This window comes from Hymenobacter sp. BT559, assembly GCF_016427535.1.
In the GTDB taxonomy this organism is placed as follows: Bacteria; Bacteroidota; Bacteroidia; order Cytophagales; family Hymenobacteraceae; genus Hymenobacter.
In genome coordinates this window covers 246,562-265,171 of record NZ_JAELXV010000005.1, presented here as the reverse complement: position 1 = coordinate 265,171, position 18,610 = coordinate 246,562, and the positions used below count along the sequence as shown (strand labels likewise).

Sequence of the window (18,610 nt, the reverse complement as noted above, 5' to 3'; positions counted from 1 at the left end):
CTCGGTTTCCACAAACCCATTAAAATATATTATTTTTTTGTAACGCTAATCCTGAGTGCCAAGCGCTCAGGCAGAGTTAAATAGCCTAGGAGGCTCGCCGGCGCCAGATAAAGCCATCGAGCACGTAGTGCGTGCTTTGGGGCAGGGCCAGCAGGGGCACGAGCCACATCAGTAGCGTGGGCTCGGCTACGGTGGGTAGGTGCTGAAACCAGCTGAACACAGTGCCGTGCTCACGCCATACCAGCCCATCCCAGAGGCCTTCTTCTAGGAAAGCGAATAGCACGATGGCGCTCCCGAAGAGCAGTAAGCCGTAGCGCCCGGCCCACCAGCCGCGGCCCGTGGCCTGAGCCGGGCGGCGGCTCCACACCAGCGCCAAGTAGGGCACACCGTGCGACACCACATTGAGCAGCGTGAAGGCCAGGTCGCCGTTGAACACGACGATGCCCATGTACCAGGCTAGGGCGGTGCCGCCCAGCAGCAGGTTGCGCGGCACATTCAGCACGCGGGTGCGGTAATACTGCCAGGCCTCGCGGCCTAGGTAGACCAGCAGCAGCCCTAGGTAGAGGCCAGTGGCCAGCCGCCGGCCCAGCGGCCAGTTGTGCTGCACAAAGTCGCCATCCACAAACCAGTTGAAGTTGCGCGGCGGCGATAAGTGCCAGTAGAGCAGCGGGTAGAGCGTGGCGGCATAAATGAGCGCCGTGCTCAGCCAATGGCCCCTAGGGGCCTCGTGCCGGGCATAAAGCCGCAAAAACCCATACTGCTGCCTGATGAAGTGAAACACCGCCAGGTAGGCCAGCGCTCGCCAAAACACCAGGGCGCCCGCCGCGTGCAGGGCCACACCGCCCGCATAGCAGGCCAGTGGCGCCAGCACCAGCAGCCGGCGCCGCTGCCGCCGCTGCTGCGGGTCGAAATAGGTCTGAAACAGCGTGCCGTACACGTGGGCCACGTCGATGAGCAGCACCACGCCCACCCAGGCCAGCAGCGGAAACTCAGCCGACTCGCGAAAGGGTGCGGGCAGCGCCAGCACTACCAACAGCGCCACAAAGGGCGGGGCCAGTATCAGCCAGCCATCGTAGCGGGGCGAGCGAATCCAGGGCTGGGCAGCGGGCCGCGGGGCCATCGGCAAAGGCTTGGGTAAGCGGAAAGGTGGAGGCGCAAGCTACTGCGGACCGTGCCAGGTTTACAAAAAAAGCCCGGCCGAGTGGCCGGGCTTAAGGGGTACTTGGCAAGCTACCTAGGGCTAGCTAAGGGTATCCTTGATGTTGCCGATGATGCTGTCGGTCATGGTCATCTGCTCTTTCTGGGCGTGGCCTTCGGGCACGGGCGGGCCCAGCTTGGGCTCGTCGCCGTAGGGCTCAGCCTTCAGCACCCGGAACTCGCCCTTGCCGTCGAGGCTGGGGCCCTCCGTCCAGCGGCCCGAGGGTGTGCCGGTGCCGTCGATGTTGGGGCTGATGAAGGCGTAACTAAACTCTTGGTTTTCCTTGCTTTGCGGGAAAGAGTTAGGGATGGGTAGCGCATTGTAGCCGCCCAGCTCTTCTATCACGGCCAGCCACTGCTGCTGGTGCATGGTGTCGCGCGCAATCATGAAGCTAAGCATGTCTTTCATGCCCGGGTCATCGGTAATTTCCCACAGGCGGGTAGCCAGGGCGCGGCCCGTGCTTTCGGCGGCCACGTTGGTGTACATATCGGCCACAATATTGCCGCTGCCTACCACGTAGGCGCCACTAAACGGCACGCCTTCGGCATCGAAAGCCATGGCCCCGAGGCCCGCCGACAAAAACGAGCGCGGGTTCATGCCGCCCAGCACGGCGCCCACCACGCCATCTTGCTTAATGGCTGCCTCCTGCAGCGATAGCGGGGCACCTTCTAGGTTGAGCGCCACGGCCGTAGCCAGCATCTCGATGTGCGAAATTTCTTCGGTGCCGGTGTCAAGCAACATATCGCGGTACTTAACCGGGCCACGCGAATTCCAGGCCTGAAAGAGGTATTGCAAACACACACGCATCTCGCCTTCGATGCCGCCGATGGCTTGCTGGAGCATGCGGGCAAAAGCAGGGTTCGGCTTCTCGACGCGCACCTTGTACTGCGTCCGTTTATCGTGGTAAAACATGGAATAGGGAAAAGGTAAAAGGCTGACAGCTACGCGCTGGCTAGCATCTTTTTATACGCGATACGCTCGGGCGTGCCGGCCCATAAATACCCCTTTTCACTGCAGTTTATACGTAATTTTAAGATACGTATTTTCTGAGTATCGTAGTAGTTTTTCTTTCTAAAAGGCAAACCGCCTCAACCTTTGATGCTGGGCTCAATGAACTCATACCAGCCGCCGCTACGCCTAGGTGCCTAGGCCGGGGCTCACAAAGTAAAAGCGCCCCCTTACCAGCGGTAAGGGGGCGCTTTTATAAAGCACTAGGTTGCTTACAGCGCCTTGAGCAGCAGCAGCACGAGGCCTACTACCGTCAGAATGGCACCAATGGTGTTGAGCAGGCCCGAGCCGATGATGATACCGATAAGCAGTACTACCAGACCCACCAGTAGGATGGTGAGCGAACCGCTGCGAGCTGCCGACTCAGTAGTGCTAGCCGTGTCCTTTTGGCGCTTATCAATCTTGCTGAGCTGCTTCGTGATTTTGTTCAGAGCTAGGCGCTGCACCAGCGTGGGCTTGGTGGCTTTGGTGGCGGGGGCCTCTGTGGTGGCTACTGAAGCGGGAGCCTTAGCAACGGGGGCAGCAGCTGGCGTGGCGGTGGGGCGAGCGGCGGGGGCTGCTACTGGAGCAGCGGCTACAACTGGGGCCAGCGCTACTTCGGCATCGGCGGGCTGCGGCTTGGTAGCTACTACTTCGGCCGACATGTCGGCAGTCGGTACTTGTGCGATGGTGGTAGTGGCCGGAGCGGCCGGGGGCGTCATGCTGGTGTAGTTGGCGCGGCTGCACGAGCTAAACGAAGCGGCTGCAAGCACCAGAATGGCGAGGCGCGAATAGGCTTTTTTCATGATGAAAAAGAAAAGAAGGGGTGAAAAAAAGATGAAATAAATCAGCTGTAAAGACTAGTTTATCCTAAACTTGGGAATAAAAATTTGGGATATTCCTAGACTAAATAGCCTTGGTTCTGTGTACGGCAGATAGTTCCCATGCGTTCAGAAATTCCCGTTATTAAGGCAAATAGCTTAGCTAGTAACACTGTAAATAACTTATATACAGCCGATAATACTTATATAAAGTGTCGGCGGTTGCTGGCTCGCATGCTGCACAGGCAGGCGCCCTGGCAATTGTCTGCGTGGCAGGTGCAACCCAAAAGGCAACCTAGGGCGCATCCGGTAGGCTGGGCTAAAGGGCGTAAATTGCTTTTTAGATTTTGGCTTGCCACGCGTGGCCACGGCTTCGCCAGCGCTTCGGCGAGCCAGGGCGCCGAAGCGGTGAAGGGCTTAGAGGGGAAAGCCGACCTAATGAATCTTATGCACGTTCGCAGCGCCTAGGGTCGGCCTACGTAATAGATAGCGCGGCAGCCGCAGCCGCGCTCTTATTCGTGGGGTGCTAGGTCGGCGTTGGCGGGGCCGTTGAGCAGGTGGCCGTAGGCATCGAAGCGCGAGCCGTGGCAGGGGCAGTCCCAACTGGTTTCGAGGTCGTTCCAGTGTACCACGCACCCTAGGTGCGGGCAAATGGCCGAGCACGTGTGCGTGTGGCCCTCGGGGTCTTTGTACACAGCTACTTTGCTGAGGCCCTGGCGCAACACAGCCCCGGTACCCGGCGCGATGTCGGCGGTCGAGTCTACGTCGCCGCCCGTCAGCAGTTCGGCGTAGTCTTTCACTACCACCGCGTTGTGGCTCACAAATTCTTGCAGCGGCTCCTTGGCCAGTGTCACGCGGCCGGGGTCGTAGAGGTCTTCCCAGGGGTTGGCGCGCTCCAGAATAAGGTCGCGCAGCAGCATGGCGCCTAGTGTACTGTGGGTCATGCTGTGGCCCGAGTCGCCGCTGATGAGGTACACATTATCGCGGTCCAGGGGGTTGCGCCCGGCATATCCTAGGCTGTCGTCGGGCTCCATCACCTGCCCCGACCAGCTATACTCGATAGTCGTGATTTGGGGGAAGTGCGTGCGGGCCCAGTCTTCGAGGCAAGCCAAGCGGGCGGCGGGGTCATCTTCGCCTACCACGTGGTCCTCGCCACCCACCAGCAGCAGGTCGTAGTCGGCGGGCGGGTCCATTTCCTGCACCCGGATGTAGTGGTACGGGTCGGGCGTATCCCAATACAGCGCCGTGGCAATGGCGCCTTTGGGCACCCGGCCGGCCAGGGCGTAAGTGCGGTAGGGTGCCTGCTTGGTGTGCATCACCACCCGGTCGTTGAAGGGCGTGTTGGTGGCCACCACGGCGGCCTGGGCCCGCACCTCGAAGCCCTCAGTGGTGCGCACGCAGGCGGGGCTGCCGCCGCTAACCTCCGTGGCGTGGGTGTGGGTATAGATGCGCCCGCCCTGCCCCACAATGGCGCGAGCCAGCCCATGCAAATACTTCATAATATGAAACTGCCCTTGCTCGGGAAAGCGCAGGCACGGGCCCGTGGCGAAGCCTAGGGTGCCTGAATCGGGCAGAAACTCTACGCCCGTGAGGCCGGCGCGGTGGGCCGCCGCCAGCTCCTCGTGCAGCTCCTGCGGGTCGCCGTTTTTGGGTAGAAAAAGGTAGCCGTCGAGGCGGCGAAAATCGCAGGCCAGCTGCTCGGCGGCTACTATTTTCTCGATTTGGTCGATGGCCGCGCCGTGGCTTTCGGCGGCCAGGCGGGCGCCTTTGGCCCCGAAGAGGTTTTCGAGGGTGGTATAACGGTCGTCGAGCGCGTTGGAGAGGTGGGCCGTGGTGCGGCCGCTTTCGCCGCTGGCAATTTCACCGTCTTCGAGCACTACTACCTGCTTGCCCTCCTGGCCCAGTAGATAGGCCGTGGTGAGGCCCGCAATGCCGGCCCCGATGATGACGACATCGGCCGTCGTGTTTTCGCGCAGCGGCCCAAAAGTGGGCGGTGCGGGCGCAGTGGCTAGCCAGCTAGGTAGCGTGGCGCCAGAGGTGCGGGTGGGGTCGAGAGGAGCAGACATAGGAGCAAAGCAGAGTGAAAGCCAGGCAAGGCATAGCCCGACTTACGCCCCGGGTTTGAGTGGAGTTAAGGAGGAGCTTTTTATTACCTGAGCCGTAAAAGGCCCATTCGGCCCCCTAAGCGAAGCCCAGTAAACAGAGCCTGCGGGTGGTTTAACTATAGCCTATTTAAGCACTAAGCCAAGTCGCACCCACTCCTCGGGCACGGCTTGGCTTAGTGCTTAAATAGGCTAGCAGATTTTAGGTGGTGCCACCGCTACCGCCCGTGCCGCCACCGGTACCACCACTGGTGGTACCAGTAGTACCGCCCGCCGTAGTACCAGAGGTTGTGCCCGTAGTGCCACCTGCGGTTGTACCCGAAGTGGTGCCCGTGGTGCCGCCTGCCGTAGTACCTGTAGTGCCGCCTGCTGTAGTGCTAGAGGTCGTGCCCGTGGTGCCGCCTGCTGTGGTGCTAGAGGTAGTGCCTGTAGTACCACCAGCAGTGGTAGAGCTGGTCGTGCCCGTAGTGCCGCCGCTGGTAGAGGTGCCAGCAGTAGTGGTGGTAGGAGTGGGGTCGTCGTCGTCGCCGTTGCAGGCACTAACTAGCGCCAGCGAAGAGCATAGTGCCAACCCTAGGGTAAGCGAAAGCCAATTGCGTTTCATAGTGAAGAGAGGATGAGGAGAAATGATAGGAAAGTCCTTGTCACTCTTTCTTATACGTGAAACAGGCGGGGGATATACCCCTATTTTAGGGGGGTAAATACCTAAATGCTCGCGCTGCCGGTGGCAGACTACCTAGGGCGCGGGCGGCGCCGCGGCCGGGGGGAGCTCGCAGTCGCAGAGAACTTCGCGCGTGGCAGGGGGCACCTGGTAGTTGGGCAGCGATATTTCCTTCATGTACACCACCGAGAGGTGGCGTAGGGGCGGGTGCTTGGGGTTTTCGTGCCAGATGCGCAGCAGGTAGTTGCAGTAGTAAGGCCGCATCCAGTTATTATTGACAAACAAGTAATTCTCGGAGTACTTGCGCCAGCGGTCATTTTTGAACAACGACACCACAGACGCCGGCTTGGCGTAGCTGATAGGGGCGCCGCCCCGGTTCAGGTCGAGCACCTGGCCCGTTTTGGTGGTGCCTTCCAGCACGTACCAGCCATCATCCTTGAACACGGTGGGGGCAAACATGCCCCAGTGCTGGTCGATGCGAAACAGGTAGCCAAACCAGCGGGTTGAGTCTGACATCCAGCGGCCCGGCTTGTGACTTAGGTCGTCGAGGTTCCACCAGCACACATAAAATAGCATGCTCACGACCACTGCATCGCGCATGCTGCGCCACAGTGCGCGGTGGCCGGGCTGCGCCGGGCGGGTGCGCTCGAGGCGCAGCTGCCACGGCGACTGCCACCTAGGTAGGCGCGTGCGCCAATGCCGGGCCCGCGCGGCGTGGGGCGCCAGGCGGGGCGTCAGCCAGTCGAAGGCCACTGCGGGCAGCAGCCCCAGCACCGACACCATATTAATCAGGAAGAACAAACCCACGAACAGCGTGAGGCTGATGCCCAAGTGGAAGCCAAACAGCACAAACACCACCAGCAGCCGCCACCAGCGCACCCCCACCGGAATGAACAAGGCCAGGGGCAGTAGCAGCTCGACATACCAGGTGGCGAAGGTGAGAAATCGCAGCAAGTCGGGGTGGTGGTAGAGCAGGCGCCCGCCCGGCAGCAGCAGTTGGTCGAGGCTAAAGGCGTAGTAAAGTGCCGTGCCATCGTGGGTCCACTCGGGGCCGCTCTTGAGTAGGGCGGTGCACCAATACAGCAAGGACAGCTGCACGATGTAAGCCACCGTGGCTGCACTAGCGTAGTCGTAACGGGCGGGCGGCGGGGCCGTGCGTGCATCCCACGACCACACCCGGCCCCAGGGCAGGAAAATTCCCCAAAACAAGAGCATTCGCAGCAGGTCGTCGCCGCCCTGCCCAATCATGGTATTGCGGTTTTGCAGCGACACCAGCAGCACCCACGAGGCCAGCGTGGCCAGCCGCGTGTGGTAGCCCAGCAACAGGGCCACTGCTACCAGCCCCGCCACCCCAAATAGCACCGCCTGCACCTGCCACAGCCCACTAATGGCGTGCAGCGAAAACTGGTAGGGCGTCCAGGTATAGGTAAGCATCGCCGTGAGGGGCAGCACGCCCATGTTGGCGTAGTGCGCCTCTAGGTCGGTGCTCCGGATGCCTAGGTCGAGCAGGAGGATGGCCGCCATGCCCATGCGTAGCAAAGCCAGCGCCCGCAGGTCGAGCGCAAATGGTTGCCGCACGGCCGCCCAAAGTTGATGCATAAGAGTTGTACGCAAAGGCAAGCTGTAAAACTGAACAAGGCGAAAAAGCGACCAATTGCTTGGCCAGCTTTTTCGCCTTGCAGCCGAAAAGTAACGGAAAAATGGTGGCGCTAGCGGGGCGAGCCAGTGGTGCTGGCGCCTGAAGTGCTGCCGCTGGTGCTACCTGTAGAGCCCGCCGTGGTGCTGCCACTGCTGCCCGAGGTGCTACCCATCTTGTTGGTGCGCCTAGCATCGCGGCGCGTTCTGCCCGAGGTAGTGCTACCCGAGGTGCTGCCCATAGAACCAGCCGTGGTGCCCGAGGTAGTGCCCGTCGAGCTGGTCGTGGTGCCTGAGGTGGTACCCATCGAGCCCGAGGTAGTGCCCATGCTACCCGAGGTGCTGCCCGAGGTAGAGCCCATGCTGCCCGAAGTAGAACCGCTGGTAGTGCCCACCGAGGTGGTGCTGCCAGCAGTGGTGCCTGAGGTAGTGCCCGTAGTAGAGCCGGCAGTAGTGCCGCCGGTGGTAGTTTGGGCAAATGCTGCACTAGTTGTCAGGCCTAGGCCCAGGACAAAAGCCGCCGCGCGTAGCGGCGAGAGAACGTTCTTTTTCATAGAAACAGGAGAAGAGAAGGGGTGAGGATAAAAAGCTGATTTATTGGCCGGTGGTGCCACCACTGCCGGTGCCACTGCCCGTGGTGCCGCCGCCGCTGGCGCCGCTACCGTTGCCGCCTGCCGTAGAGCCGGCGCCGGCGGCGCTGGTAGTGCCGCCAGCATTGCTGCTGCCGCTAGCGGCTGCCGAGCCGGCCGTAGAGCCACCTAGGTCGCCGGTGCCAGACGTAGAGCCGCTGGTGCTAGACGTGCCAGTGTTGGTGCTGCCCATGCTTGCCGAGCCTGCGCCCGTCGAGTCGGTGCTCATGTCGTTGGTGCTGCTGCTGCCGCCGGTGGTGGTGCCGCTCGTCGATGACTCGCTGGTGCCGCCGCTACCACTGCCGCTGCCACAGGCACCTAGTAAAGAAGCGCTAAGGGCAAAGGCGGCCACAGCCAATTGAAATTTTACGGTACGCATAAAAAATGAAGAAGAGTTAGGGGAAAACCGTGGCTAGGTATACGGCTGTGAATCAAATGTGACGAAGGCGAATACGCGTATTTTCTTCGGTTACTACGTAGCGGTAAATACGGTATTTTCAAGTTGCGTCTTCTTCGCCGCTGGGCCCCAACTATTGGGCTGCCCCGGTGTTAGGCAGGTAGTAGTACTTCTCTTAGTCGCCTTTACATGCCCAATACCGCCCCGCCCACTATCCTCTTCGATGGCGTTTGCAACCTCTGCAATGGGTTTGTGCAGGCTGTGATTCGCTATGATGCGGCCGGGCGCTTTCGCTTCGCCGCCCTGCAGAGTGACGCCGCCCAGGCCTTGCTGGCGGCTGCCGGCCAGCCCCACCTAGCCGGCAGCGCCGCCGGCCCCGACTCGGTGGTGCTGGTAGAAGATGGCCGTGTGTATACGCACTCTACGGCCGTGCTGCGCATTGCGGGGCACCTAGGGGCCCTGGGGCAAGTGGCCCAGGTGGGCTGGCTGCTGCCCCGCACCTGGCGCGATGCCTTGTATCGCTACGTGGCCCGGCACCGCTACCGCTGGTTTGGGCGGCAAGAAAGCTGCTTGCTGCCCACGCCCGCGCTGCGCGCCCGATTTTTGTAGCTCAACCCGAGTATTTAGCGGCCTGTGCTGGGCGCAGCGCTACCTAGGCCGGTAGTGTCAGGGGGCATGCCGCCCACTTTGGTTGCAGCCGAGTCGGTGCCCAGCATGCTGCTGGGGGTGGTCGTTTTTACATCGGTAGTGCCTTGGCCGCCACAAGCCCCAAGCAGTAAGCTCGCCAGCAGCGTAGCCGCTACGCCCGAATAGGTTTTTAGAGTAGTCATAGGGAAAGGAAAGCTGATGAGCATCCCTGTATACGGCCGGTCGCTAGCTAGCGGCTGCCCCCTGCACTATAGCACGGGCCGCCCGCAGCCCTTGGTGAAATGCCTCCTCAAACACCGAAACCCCGCTGAGGTCGGTGTGGGCCAGGTGCACGCGCCCCCCTAGGTGAGGCTGCCGGGCCTGCTGGCGGGCCGGGCCCCACACGTAGCCCGGCGTGGGGGCCACCATGCCGTGGCCCCACACCCACAGCTCGGCGGCCTGCACGCGGGCGGCCAGGCCGGGGTGCATCAGGTCGAGCTCGGTGAGCACGAGCGTCAGCCAGTCGTGGTAGGTGCTGGCGTAGGCGTGGCGGCGGGCCGCGGCGGGGTTGCCGGGGTCGGTGGGCAGGGCCCAGTAGAAGGTGAGGCTGCGCGGCTCGTCGGGCTCGAAGCCGCGCAGGGCCTGGTGCTCGGCGTCGATGTACCCTAGGGCGGGGCTGCCGTAGCGCACATTATCCCAGCACAGCGGCTGGCCGGGGCCACCAGGGTAGCCATCTACCGTGAGGTTGGCCACCAGCCAGGGCGCGTGCAGCGGCGCCAGGGCAGCCGTGGGTGCGGGCAGCAGGTGCTTGCTCACGTGCCAGGGCGTGGCCAGCACCACTTGCCGGGTCCGAATGCGGGTGCTCTGCTGGGTAACGCCGTCGTAGGCAAGTACCTCCACGCGCCCATCGGCCCCTTCTTGCAGCCCAAAAGCCACCGCATTGGGCCAGATGCGGCCGGGGCCACCTAGGCGTCGCAAGTTGTCGGCGAGGTGGTGGTTGCCGCTGGGCCACGTGAGCACGGCATCGGCGGGCGCATTGTGGGCGCGGCCTTTGCGGGCGGCGAAGTAGTGCAGCCCCGCCCAAGCCGACACCTGCGCGGCGGGCACTCCAAAATCATCGCGGTACGAGTAGTCGAGGTACCAGCGCAGGTACTCGGAGCGGTAGCCATGCGCGGCCAGCCAGTCGGCCATCGACTGCTGGTCGAGCTGCCGCACAGTAGTATTAGCAGAAGAAAGGTCGAGCGGCAGCCGAAACAAGTCGCGCCCATCGGGGCCGGTGGTGCGGCGCAGGCGCTCGACCTCGGCCAGAAAACGGGCGATTTCGGCGCGGTCGGCCGCGGGCACGCCGGCCTCGGGCACCAAGCCGGGCTGCCAGTGGCCGTGCAGCAGCAGGCGCTCGGCCGGGTCGTGGCACAGGGCCGTTTCGTCGTAAATGGGCAGTCCGCTGGGGGCGTAGCCCGTCAGAATGCCCGCTTCTTCCAGGAAAGCCAGTAGGTCGTGGTCGCGCTCATCGGGTAGGGGCAGGTAGTGGGCGCCCCAGGGGTAGGCGGTGCGGGCATTGTGGCCGGCCGCGGCGTTGCCACCCACTTCGGGCTCCAGCTCTAGCAGCAGCGTGCGCAGTGAGGGGGCCAGGCGGTGCAGCTCGCGCCGGGCCGCCAGCCCGCTCACCCCCCCGCCAACAATGACTACGTCAACCTCCTGGGTGTGCGTAGGGGCGGGTATCTTGTGCGGCTCGCGTAGCAAATGCCCCAGCTTGGCGCCCGCCCCGCGCAGCTGCCCCCGCATCGCCGAGCGCGCCGGTACGCAGCCCGGCACACTGCCCAGCAGGCCCGCAAGTAGCGTGCTGGCCAGGCCGGCGCTGGCTTGGGTCAGAAATTGGCGGCGGGGGAGGTGCATAAAGGTTACTGTATATTAAGGTTTGTCATGGCGAGCGCAGCAACGCGGAGCGCGGCAATGACAAACGTATCTCTCACTACTCACTCTACCCGTTGCCATACGGTCCCCATTCCTCCTCAAAATACCGCACCAGCGCCTGGTTATTGAGTTGATTAACATCGGTGGGTATCTCGCTCATATCGGGCGGAAAGGCGCGCATTTGGCCAATGACCTTAGGTGTCGTGTAGCGTAGCCCGGCCGGCAATGGGCCGCCATCGGGGCGCCAGGTGCCCGGCTGGGCCTGCGCCAGCACGTAGCCCCACTCGCCAAACGAAGGCACGTAGGCGTGGTAAGGCACGGGGCTAAAGCCGCTGGCGGCCATGGTATGCACCACGCACCAGTAGGCCCGCCGCGCAATGTAGGGCGAAGTGGCCTGCACCACCACCAGCCCGCCCGGCCGCAGCCGCTGGCGCAGCGTTTGGTAGAAAGCCGTGGTGTAAAGCTTGCCAATAGAGTAGTTGCCGGGGTCGGGAAAATCGACCAGCACCACGTCGTAGCGGGTCGTGTCCTGGCGCAGCCAGGCGTAGGCGTCGGCGTTGTGAATCTCGACTTTGGGCGAGTGCAGCGAGTTGTGGTTGAGCTCGCGCAGCAACTGGTTGCTCTTGAAGAGCTTGGTCATGGCCGGGTCGAGGTCGATAAGCCGGATGCGCTGCACCTGCGGGTACTTCAGCAGCTCGCGCACGGCCAGGCCATCGCCGCCACCCAGCACCAATATCTGGCGCGCCCTAGGTCGGTCTTGCATGGCCGGGTGCACCAGTGCCTCGTGGTAGCGGTACTCGTCGGCCGAGTTGAACTGGAGGTTGCCGTTCAGAAACAGGCGCAGCTCGCCGCGGTGGTTGCCGGTGAGCACCAGGCGCTGGTAGGGCGTGCTTTGGGCATAAATGACCGTGTCCTGAAACACCTCGCCCTCAGCGTAGCGCTGGATGCGCTCCGCACCCACCACGCCCGCGCCCAAAGCCAGCAAGGCCAGCGCGATGGCCCCTAGGTAGCGCCGCCGGTAGGGCTTGGTTTCATCGAAAGAAAGTAGGCTCACGCCTGCCACCACCACATTCAGCGCCCCAAACAGCAGGGCCGTGCGCACCAGCCCCAGGCGCGGCACTAGCACCAGCGGGAATATTACGGCCGCCAGCAGCGAGCCCACGTAGTCGAAGGTAAACACCCGCGCTACCAGCTCTTTAAACGCCAGTCGGCCCTGCAAAATGCGCAGCAGCAGGGGTATCTCCAGCCCTACCAGTGCGCCCAGCAGCCCTACCAGCCCATAGAGCAGCACCCGAAACGAACCCACGTGCGCAAACAGCCCAAACAGTAGCGGCGCCGACGCGCCGCCTACCAAGCCCACCAGTATTTCGAGCCGAATGAACCAGCGCAGCAGCTGGCCGCCTAGGTAGCGCGACAGCCACGAGCCCACGCCCATACTGAACAAGTACACGCCGATAACCGTCGAAAACTGCGTCACCGAGTCGCCGAGCAGGTACGAAGCCAGCGTGCCGGCTATCAGCTCATACAGCAGCCCGCACGTGGCTATCACGGCCACCGAGCCTAGCAGCAGCGCCGGCCGCGGCGCCCCTTCGGCGGGGGCACTAGCGGCGGCCCGCGCCCGCCGGCGGCGCGTCAGCAAAGAACCCTCACCCATGAATAGCCGCGCTGATGATGATAGCCACCGCCAGCATAAACGCCGCCGCAATAATGGCCAGGGCCGTGTTGTGCTCCTCCAATATTTCGCGGCGCAGGGTGCCCGGCGTCAGCTTATTGAACACGTAAAAGCTGAGCATCAGAATTACGATGCCCAGCACCGAGTACACGACGGAGGCAGTCAACGCCTTGAGGTTAAGGTATTCCATGGAGATAGGGAAGCTGCTTAGGAAATCAGGAAAACGGCGGTTGTCATGCAGCGCGCAGCAAAGCATCTCGCGTGGCGCAGTACTCTTAAAGGTTCGCAGACGTCAGCGCGCGAGATGCTTCGCTGCGCGCTGCATGACCGTTGTTCGTTAATTTTTACTTATGATTAAAGCCGTTGACGTAGCCGCCGTGGCCGCCCGCGCGGTGCGGACCCGCCTGCCGCTCGGTGTCGGAGGTCTCGTTATCGTCGCCGAGCAGGCGGCTGCCGCGCAGGCCCAGCGACAAGAAGGCCGCCAGCCCCACAACTAGCAGCCCCGCATAGAGCGGCGAGCGGCGCAAATCGGCCCCTAGGTGGCGCAGGAAAGAAAGCATAAAGCGAAGAGTTAGGAAGAGGAGGGCGCGAAGTCACTGTTTTCCCAGCGGCCGCTTTCAAAGGAGTGGTGGCGCATCCAGTGCCAGAGCGGCACGGCGCTCATCAGTACCAGAATAATGAGGAAGTTGGAGAAAAAGTCGGCGTGCTGCTCCAGCTCCATTACTAATGTGGTATCGCCCATGCCCGCTTCGGGGCTGGGGTATAGGTTGAGGTGGTAGCGGCCGGGTGGCAGGCTACTGATAAGAGCACCGACCGAATGGTTGCCCTCCGACCAGCTTTCGCCGTCGTCCACGCCCTCGTAGTACTCGAGCGCCCGCGTTACCTCGTAGCCGCGGCCGGTTTCCTCATTTACCAGGCTGGCCGTGATTTCGAGCCAGTGGTTGGTGAGGTTGGGCGCGGTGAATGTGATATCGAGCGCCGCCGGGTGCGTGAGCACAATGGTTTTGGACACCAGCATTTGGCTGTAGCCGGTGCTGGCGGCGGCAGGTGCGCTGGGCGTAGCAGCGGCGCCTGCTGTGGGAACAACCGCCCGCCCTAGGCTATCGATGGTGGGCGAAGCGGTCGATAAGCTAGCCGCGGCACTGGGTGCCGCAGGGGTGTCCGGCACGGTAAAGGTTTCGGTGGTGCTGGTACTAGGCCGGTTGATGGCCAGCCACCCCGCCAGTAGCGACAGCAACAGCGCCGCTACCCCAAACAAGCGCCAGAACGGGGCCGTGTCGTGCGGGTTGGGCTGCGCTGCGCCGGTGCCTAGGCGGTTAGGCATAGTGTTAGCATTCAGGCCAAAAGCGGTGGCTACCTGGTCGGGCTCTAGGTATTGGGCCAAATACCAATCGGGCTGCCGGTCAGGCGATTTCTCGCCAGTTAGCAGATAGGGCGGGCAAACAAGCTCCTGAACTTTCAGGCGTTCATCCTCAATAATATTCCAATCAAACTCGCCTTGCGCATCGCGAATCACCGGCTGGTAGCGGTGCCACATGCGGTAGCTGTTGCCGGTTGTTGAATCAGTCCACTCGTTGTCTTGTACCGACTGTGGGCCAACAACCGTAGGGTGGCGCAGGGCCCGCCGAACCAGCAGCCAGTGCCCTTGGTACTCAACCAGCTGCAACGGGGCATCGGCGGGGGCGTCGCCCAGCAGCGGCTCGGCAGGGCGCAATTGGTACTCATACCACTCGGCGGTGCGGTCGCTTTGCTCGGTGCGCACTTGGTAGCCCGTGACGCGGCAGTAGTAGCTACCTAGGGCGCCCGTAATGCCCAGCGGCAGGCTGGGGCCCGTCAGCGGCGCTTTCCTAAAGCCTTTGATTATGCGGGCCTTACTAGTTGGTGCAGTTAGGTCGCAATGAAAAAACGTGCGGCAGTTCAGGCAGCCAAAATACTTGCTGCGGGCCGGCTCGTAGCACGGTGCCTGGGTGGCGCACTTGGGGCACGCGGCCCAGGCTGGGGGCGAGGCAATGGGCACGTTACTCATCGCAATACCTCCGCATAAGTCCGCTCCTCGGCTGCAAAGAACCCTAGGGTTTCCTGGTAGATGCGCCGCACGGTGGCATGGTTGTCGCGCCGAAAGTTCGACAGAAATACATCGAACGTAGCCAGCCCGTGCTCGGGCCAGGTATGAATGCTGAGGTGCGACTCGGTGAGCGCCAGCACCGCCGTGAAGCCGGCGTTTTCGGCAAAGACGTGGTAGACCTCGCCCACACAGGTGAGGCCCAGGCGCACCACCAACTCGGCAAAAAACTTCTGGCTGCCCGCGGCATTGCGGAGTGCCGCGGCCGGCGCCGCAAAAGTGGCCAGAATATGCAGGCCCGCCGCGTAGGCAGTAGGCGGCGCGGGTAGTGGCACAGAAGGTGAAGTAGGAGCGGTCACGAGCGCAATACTACAGCGCAGAAAGGCTTTAGCTCACTCGTTTTGTAGCCGGGAGTACCTAGGCGGGCGTACTTTTATATTGGAAAACTACTGCATCGAACAAAGAATTGATTTTTTATAATATCTAGTATGACTTTATCTGCTTACGCACAAGAAACCCTCGTTTTTCAAAGTTCGGCGGGCAAGCTATTCTATCAGCCCGCGGGCTACGTGCGGTTGGCCTGGGCCCCCGAGCGGCAGCCAGTCGATAGTATTCAGGCCTTTTACGAGCAGGTGCTGGCGCTGCTAAAAAGCACCGGGGCGCGGCATATTCTCTCCGACCACGGCGCCCGGGCGCCACTGCCCATAGCCGCCCAGGAGTGGCTCACCACCGATTGGATACCTAGGGCCATGCAACAAGCCAACGCCCACCACTGCGCCATCGTGGAAGGGGCCGACCCCCTACACCGCCTCTCCACGCAGTCGGTGGTGAGCACGTCGCCCGCCGGCTTCAAATTCAAGCGCTTCGACAACTTCGCGGCCGCCGATGCCTGGCTGCGCAACCAGGCATTGGCTGGATAGCCGCAAGAATCAGGAACCCCTGGATTGTGCAGACTAGTAGTTCTGCTCGGGTTGGGTGCAAAAAGTAAAAACGCGTTTGTTATGTGTTGTATGACTTTCTACCCAACCTCACAAACCAAAAAAGCCCGGCCAATTGGCCGGGCTTTTTTGGTAGGTTCTTCTATTCAACTAGTGCTTGGCAAAGCGCTGCACAAAGAGGTGCTGGCCATCGCTGGCGCGCACCAGGTAGAGGCCGGCCGCTAGGCCGCTCACGTCGAGCTGCTTGGTGGCGGCATCGTAGCGGGCGGTAGCGGCGGCGCCGCGAGCATCCAGCACTTGCACGGTTTGCAGCTCGGCACCCGAGCTTAGCTCTAGCTGCAAGTAGCTGCTGGCGGGGTTGGGGAACATACTCAGCGTAGCATCGGCGTCGGCGGTCAGGCCGCTGGTCGTGGCTGCGATGCCTTCCGGTGCCAGCGTAGCGCCGCCCGTGATGTTGAGGCTGTAGTCTTCGGTTTCGCCGTAGCTGTAGGTGCCGCAGCTGGTGGTGGCGCTGGCATCGCTGAGCACCACGCGCAGGCGGGTTGTGCCGGTTTTGGCGGTGCTAGGTACGGTAAAAGTGCTGGTGAGCGTGCCGCCGCTGCTGCTGCTACCGCTCACAATGGTTTCGCCGGAGTCGCTAAAGTCGCCATCCTGGTTGTAGTCGATAAAGATTTTCCAGTACTCGGTATACGCCGAGCCTTTGAAGCCCGCCGAGAAGTTGATGGTCTGGCTAGAGCCAGCGGCCACGGTGGTGCTCAGGGCCGTGCCATCGTAGTAGCCCCCGTCGGCGCCGCTGGTGCGGGCAATGCTACCCAGCTTCACGTAGTCGATATACTCGTAGGCCTGGCTGCTACCCTTGCTGGCACAATAGGCCGTAGTGGTAGGCGGCGGGGTTGTAGTGCCGCCCTCGGTGTAGGCAGCGCCAATGCCCACCGCATACCAGGCGTTGGTGACAGCCTGCGCCTGGGTCGAGGTAGCCCCAAACAAGTCGTTGGCCGCTTGAATGGAGTAAGTGCGCGCTGCGGCGTAGTTCGAGCTGGCGCTCAAGTACACGCTCTCGGTGCGATACAGGATTTTGGCCGCGTCCGTCAGGCCGAGGCCCGTCACGCTGAAGGTATTGCCTACTTCGTTGGTGCCGCTCTTGCCCACGGCCACCAGGTAGTACCAGTAGTTGAGCACGCCCGAGTTGGTGTGCACGCCGCCGTTGTCGGCAGTGCCAGTATACCAGCTTTTGCCTTTATAGTAGGCGGGCTGGCCGTAGAGATTGGGGTTGCTCATCGAGCGCAGGGCGCCGCCGGCTTTCATAATCTCCTCGCCAATGTCCCAGGTCGATTTACCGGTCAGGCCCAGCAGGTCCACGGTGTATTTCTCTACACTGGCGCCCCAGCAGTCGGAGAAGCCCTCGTTCATGGCGCCCGACTCGCCCGAGTACGTCAGGTTAGCGGTTTTCTCGCACACCGCGTGGCCTATTTCGTGGCCGCACACGTCGAGTGCCGTCAGCGGCTTAAAGGTGCTGGCCCCGTCGCCGTAGGTCATAACCGAGCCGTTCCAGTAGGCATTTTCATAGCCCGCGGCCGTGCTCGGCGTGTCGTCGTAGTGCACGTAGCTCTTGATTTTGGCGCCCGCGTTGTCGTAGCTGTTGCGGGCATGCACGGCCTTCCAGTAGTCGTAGGTAGCCTGGGCGCCGAAGTGCGCATCGCCGGCCACGTTGTCGTAGTTGGCGTTGTTGTATTCGGCGGCAGTCCAGTTATTGTCGGCATCGACGAAGTCGGTGGCGGCGGTGTAGCTGTTGCCCTTTTTGCAGTTGTAGGTCTCGATGCCCAGCCCGCGAGTGTACTCGCGCAGGCGGTAGCCGCCGGTGGTAGTTTCGGTGGCCAGCGAGCGGGTGCCGCTGTAGGCTGTGGCAAAGGTTGCCGTGGCGCCCGCGTGCTTGATGATGGCATCGCGCAGTACCACCTCGCCTGTGCGCGCATCTACGTAGATGTAGGCACGGCTCACCGGCGCCTGAGCGTACACGTTGAATTTCCAGGCCAGCACCAGCGGGCCGGCGGCCGCGTCGCGGCCGCCATCGCGCACTATCACCAGCTCGCCCTGCGGCAGGTAGGTGGCGGCTGGGTTGTTTTCGCTCGCTTTCAGGCCAGCCTCTTCGGCGGCGTCTTGCCACATGTAGCGCTTGGCCCCCACAGCGGCCAGGGCGCGACCTAGGGCCGCGTCGGCCGAGAGGGTGGGGGTCACGTCGAGCTTAGCTATTTTCTCGTAGTCGCCGCTCAGGCTTTCTACGGCGCCGCGGCGGGCGTGCACCGTGTACGTGGCGTGCTCCACCTTCACGCCTTTGTAGTACTGGTCAAATTTTTGGTGGCTGAAGCCGAGCTGGTCGGTTTCGAGGCGGGCGGCGCGCATCTGCTCATCAGAGCCCAGGCCTAGCTGCTCGCGCAGCACGAAAGCGCCGTCGCCGCTGCTAGGCCGCGCGCCCTCCCGAAACTGAATAAGCGTGGGTTGGCCATCTTGGCCAAGTTCTTTTTTCTGAATGCGGTCGGCGGCTTGCGCTTGCGCTAGAAATGGAAGCACAGCGGCCCCTAGAGCCAGGAAAGCTGCCGCAGAGTACTTGTGGGACATAGAGTGTGAGTGAGGTTGGAAAAGGTTGCCAGAGGCGCTGCAAGGTATCTGTTTTTTGGAAACCGCCTACAGTATACCTTCGATTTTCACCTGGTTAGCTACATGCGTTGTTTTCATCGTCAAGGCAAGTATGAATGATGCGGGGAGGTTGCCAAAACCTTTTTGCTTGGCAGGAGCGCCAGAAGTAGCTGTTGCTGTATATAGGTTTTTGGCTTTGAATTAGCTATTCTTAAAAGCTCCAAAAATATTTTTAGACTAATTTTTATGAAGAAATGATGTAGGTAATATGGGCTAGTATTTATTGTTAAAGTACAATTATTGGTTTCCCTCCAACTTGCTGTGGCGCGAGAG

General features: G+C 62.1%; 18 protein-coding genes. 2 read left to right on the top strand and 16 right to left on the bottom strand.

Features of this window, described 5'->3' with window-relative positions:
• Positions 1 to 85 precede the first annotated feature (85 nt).
• The 8 genes from JAO77_RS17415 to JAO77_RS17380 form a co-directional block, all read right to left on the bottom strand.
• Positions 86 to 1,120, bottom strand: coding sequence for a hypothetical protein (locus JAO77_RS17415; protein WP_198991681.1), 1,035 nt, complete (start codon positions 1,118 to 1,120; stop codon positions 86 to 88).
• 120 nt (positions 1,121 to 1,240) lie between these two features.
• Positions 1,241 to 2,110 carry a manganese catalase family protein gene (locus tag JAO77_RS17410; protein ID WP_198991680.1) on the bottom strand — a complete coding sequence of 290 codons (870 nt, stop codon included), beginning with the start codon at positions 2,108 to 2,110 and terminating at the stop codon, positions 1,241 to 1,243.
• A 308-nt stretch (positions 2,111 to 2,418) separates the two neighbouring features.
• Positions 2,419 to 2,991: a hypothetical protein gene (locus tag JAO77_RS17405; RefSeq protein ID WP_198991679.1), complete on the bottom strand. Its 573-nt coding sequence runs from the start codon at positions 2,989 to 2,991 to the stop codon at positions 2,419 to 2,421.
• Between the two features lie 527 nt (positions 2,992 to 3,518).
• A complete protein-coding gene (locus tag JAO77_RS17400; RefSeq protein ID WP_198991678.1) occupies positions 3,519 to 5,072 on the bottom strand; it encodes an FAD-dependent oxidoreductase in 1,554 nt (517 codons plus the stop codon).
• A 238-nt stretch (positions 5,073 to 5,310) separates the two neighbouring features.
• Positions 5,311 to 5,712: a hypothetical protein gene (locus tag JAO77_RS17395; RefSeq protein ID WP_198991677.1), complete on the bottom strand. Its 402-nt coding sequence runs from the start codon at positions 5,710 to 5,712 to the stop codon at positions 5,311 to 5,313.
• A 132-nt stretch (positions 5,713 to 5,844) separates the two neighbouring features.
• Positions 5,845 to 7,368, bottom strand: a complete 1,524-nt coding sequence (locus tag JAO77_RS17390; protein ID WP_198991676.1) for an HTTM domain-containing protein — start codon at positions 7,366 to 7,368, stop codon at positions 5,845 to 5,847.
• Between the two features lie 110 nt (positions 7,369 to 7,478).
• A complete protein-coding gene (locus tag JAO77_RS17385; protein WP_198991675.1) occupies positions 7,479 to 7,958 on the bottom strand; it encodes a hypothetical protein in 480 nt (159 codons plus the stop codon).
• Between the two features lie 40 nt (positions 7,959 to 7,998).
• Positions 7,999 to 8,412 carry a hypothetical protein gene (locus JAO77_RS17380; RefSeq protein ID WP_198991674.1) on the bottom strand — a complete coding sequence of 138 codons (414 nt, stop codon included), beginning with the start codon at positions 8,410 to 8,412 and terminating at the stop codon, positions 7,999 to 8,001.
• Between the two features lie 207 nt (positions 8,413 to 8,619).
• Between JAO77_RS17380 and JAO77_RS17375 the strand changes: the two genes are divergently transcribed.
• Entirely contained in the window at positions 8,620 to 9,039 is a 420-nt protein-coding gene (locus JAO77_RS17375; RefSeq protein ID WP_198991673.1) for a thiol-disulfide oxidoreductase DCC family protein, read from the top strand.
• Between the two features lie 14 nt (positions 9,040 to 9,053).
• On the opposite strand, the gene JAO77_RS17370 is transcribed toward JAO77_RS17375, so the two are convergent.
• The 7 genes from JAO77_RS17370 to JAO77_RS17340 form a co-directional block, all read right to left on the bottom strand.
• Positions 9,054 to 9,260 carry a hypothetical protein gene (locus JAO77_RS17370; RefSeq protein WP_198991672.1) on the bottom strand — a complete coding sequence of 69 codons (207 nt, stop codon included), beginning with the start codon at positions 9,258 to 9,260 and terminating at the stop codon, positions 9,054 to 9,056.
• Positions 9,261 to 9,303: 43 nt separating this feature from the next.
• Entirely contained in the window at positions 9,304 to 10,953 is a 1,650-nt protein-coding gene (locus JAO77_RS17365) for an FAD-dependent oxidoreductase (protein WP_198991671.1), read from the bottom strand.
• A gap of 85 nt (positions 10,954 to 11,038) precedes the next feature.
• Complete coding sequence (locus JAO77_RS17360; RefSeq protein WP_198991670.1) at positions 11,039 to 12,625, bottom strand: polyamine aminopropyltransferase; 1,587 nt, start codon at positions 12,623 to 12,625, stop codon at positions 11,039 to 11,041.
• Positions 12,618 to 12,833 (bottom strand): DUF350 domain-containing protein, encoded by a 216-nt coding sequence (locus JAO77_RS17355; protein WP_198991669.1) that lies wholly within the window; start codon positions 12,831 to 12,833, stop codon positions 12,618 to 12,620. Before JAO77_RS17355 ends, JAO77_RS17360 begins: the two co-directional genes overlap by 8 nt.
• A 154-nt stretch (positions 12,834 to 12,987) precedes the next feature.
• On the bottom strand, positions 12,988 to 13,203 hold the full coding sequence (locus JAO77_RS17350) for a hypothetical protein (protein ID WP_198991668.1): 216 nt from the start codon (positions 13,201 to 13,203) through the stop codon (positions 12,988 to 12,990).
• An 11-nt stretch (positions 13,204 to 13,214) separates the two neighbouring features.
• Positions 13,215 to 14,669: a DUF4178 domain-containing protein gene (locus tag JAO77_RS17345; protein WP_198991667.1), complete on the bottom strand. Its 1,455-nt coding sequence runs from the start codon at positions 14,667 to 14,669 to the stop codon at positions 13,215 to 13,217.
• Positions 14,666 to 15,040 (bottom strand): S-adenosylmethionine decarboxylase family protein, encoded by a 375-nt coding sequence (locus JAO77_RS17340; RefSeq protein ID WP_198991666.1) that lies wholly within the window; start codon positions 15,038 to 15,040, stop codon positions 14,666 to 14,668. The genes JAO77_RS17345 and JAO77_RS17340 overlap by 4 nt, the downstream gene beginning before the upstream one ends.
• 153 nt (positions 15,041 to 15,193) lie before the next feature.
• On the opposite strand from JAO77_RS17340, the gene JAO77_RS17335 reads away from it, so the two are divergent.
• A complete protein-coding gene (locus JAO77_RS17335) occupies positions 15,194 to 15,625 on the top strand; it encodes a hypothetical protein (RefSeq protein ID WP_198991665.1) in 432 nt (143 codons plus the stop codon).
• A gap of 168 nt (positions 15,626 to 15,793) precedes the next feature.
• Here the strand turns inward: JAO77_RS17335 and JAO77_RS17330 are convergent, their stop codons facing one another.
• Positions 15,794 to 18,259: a M4 family metallopeptidase gene (locus JAO77_RS17330; RefSeq protein ID WP_198991664.1), complete on the bottom strand. Its 2,466-nt coding sequence runs from the start codon at positions 18,257 to 18,259 to the stop codon at positions 15,794 to 15,796.
• Between the last annotated feature and the right edge of the window lie 351 nt (positions 18,260 to 18,610).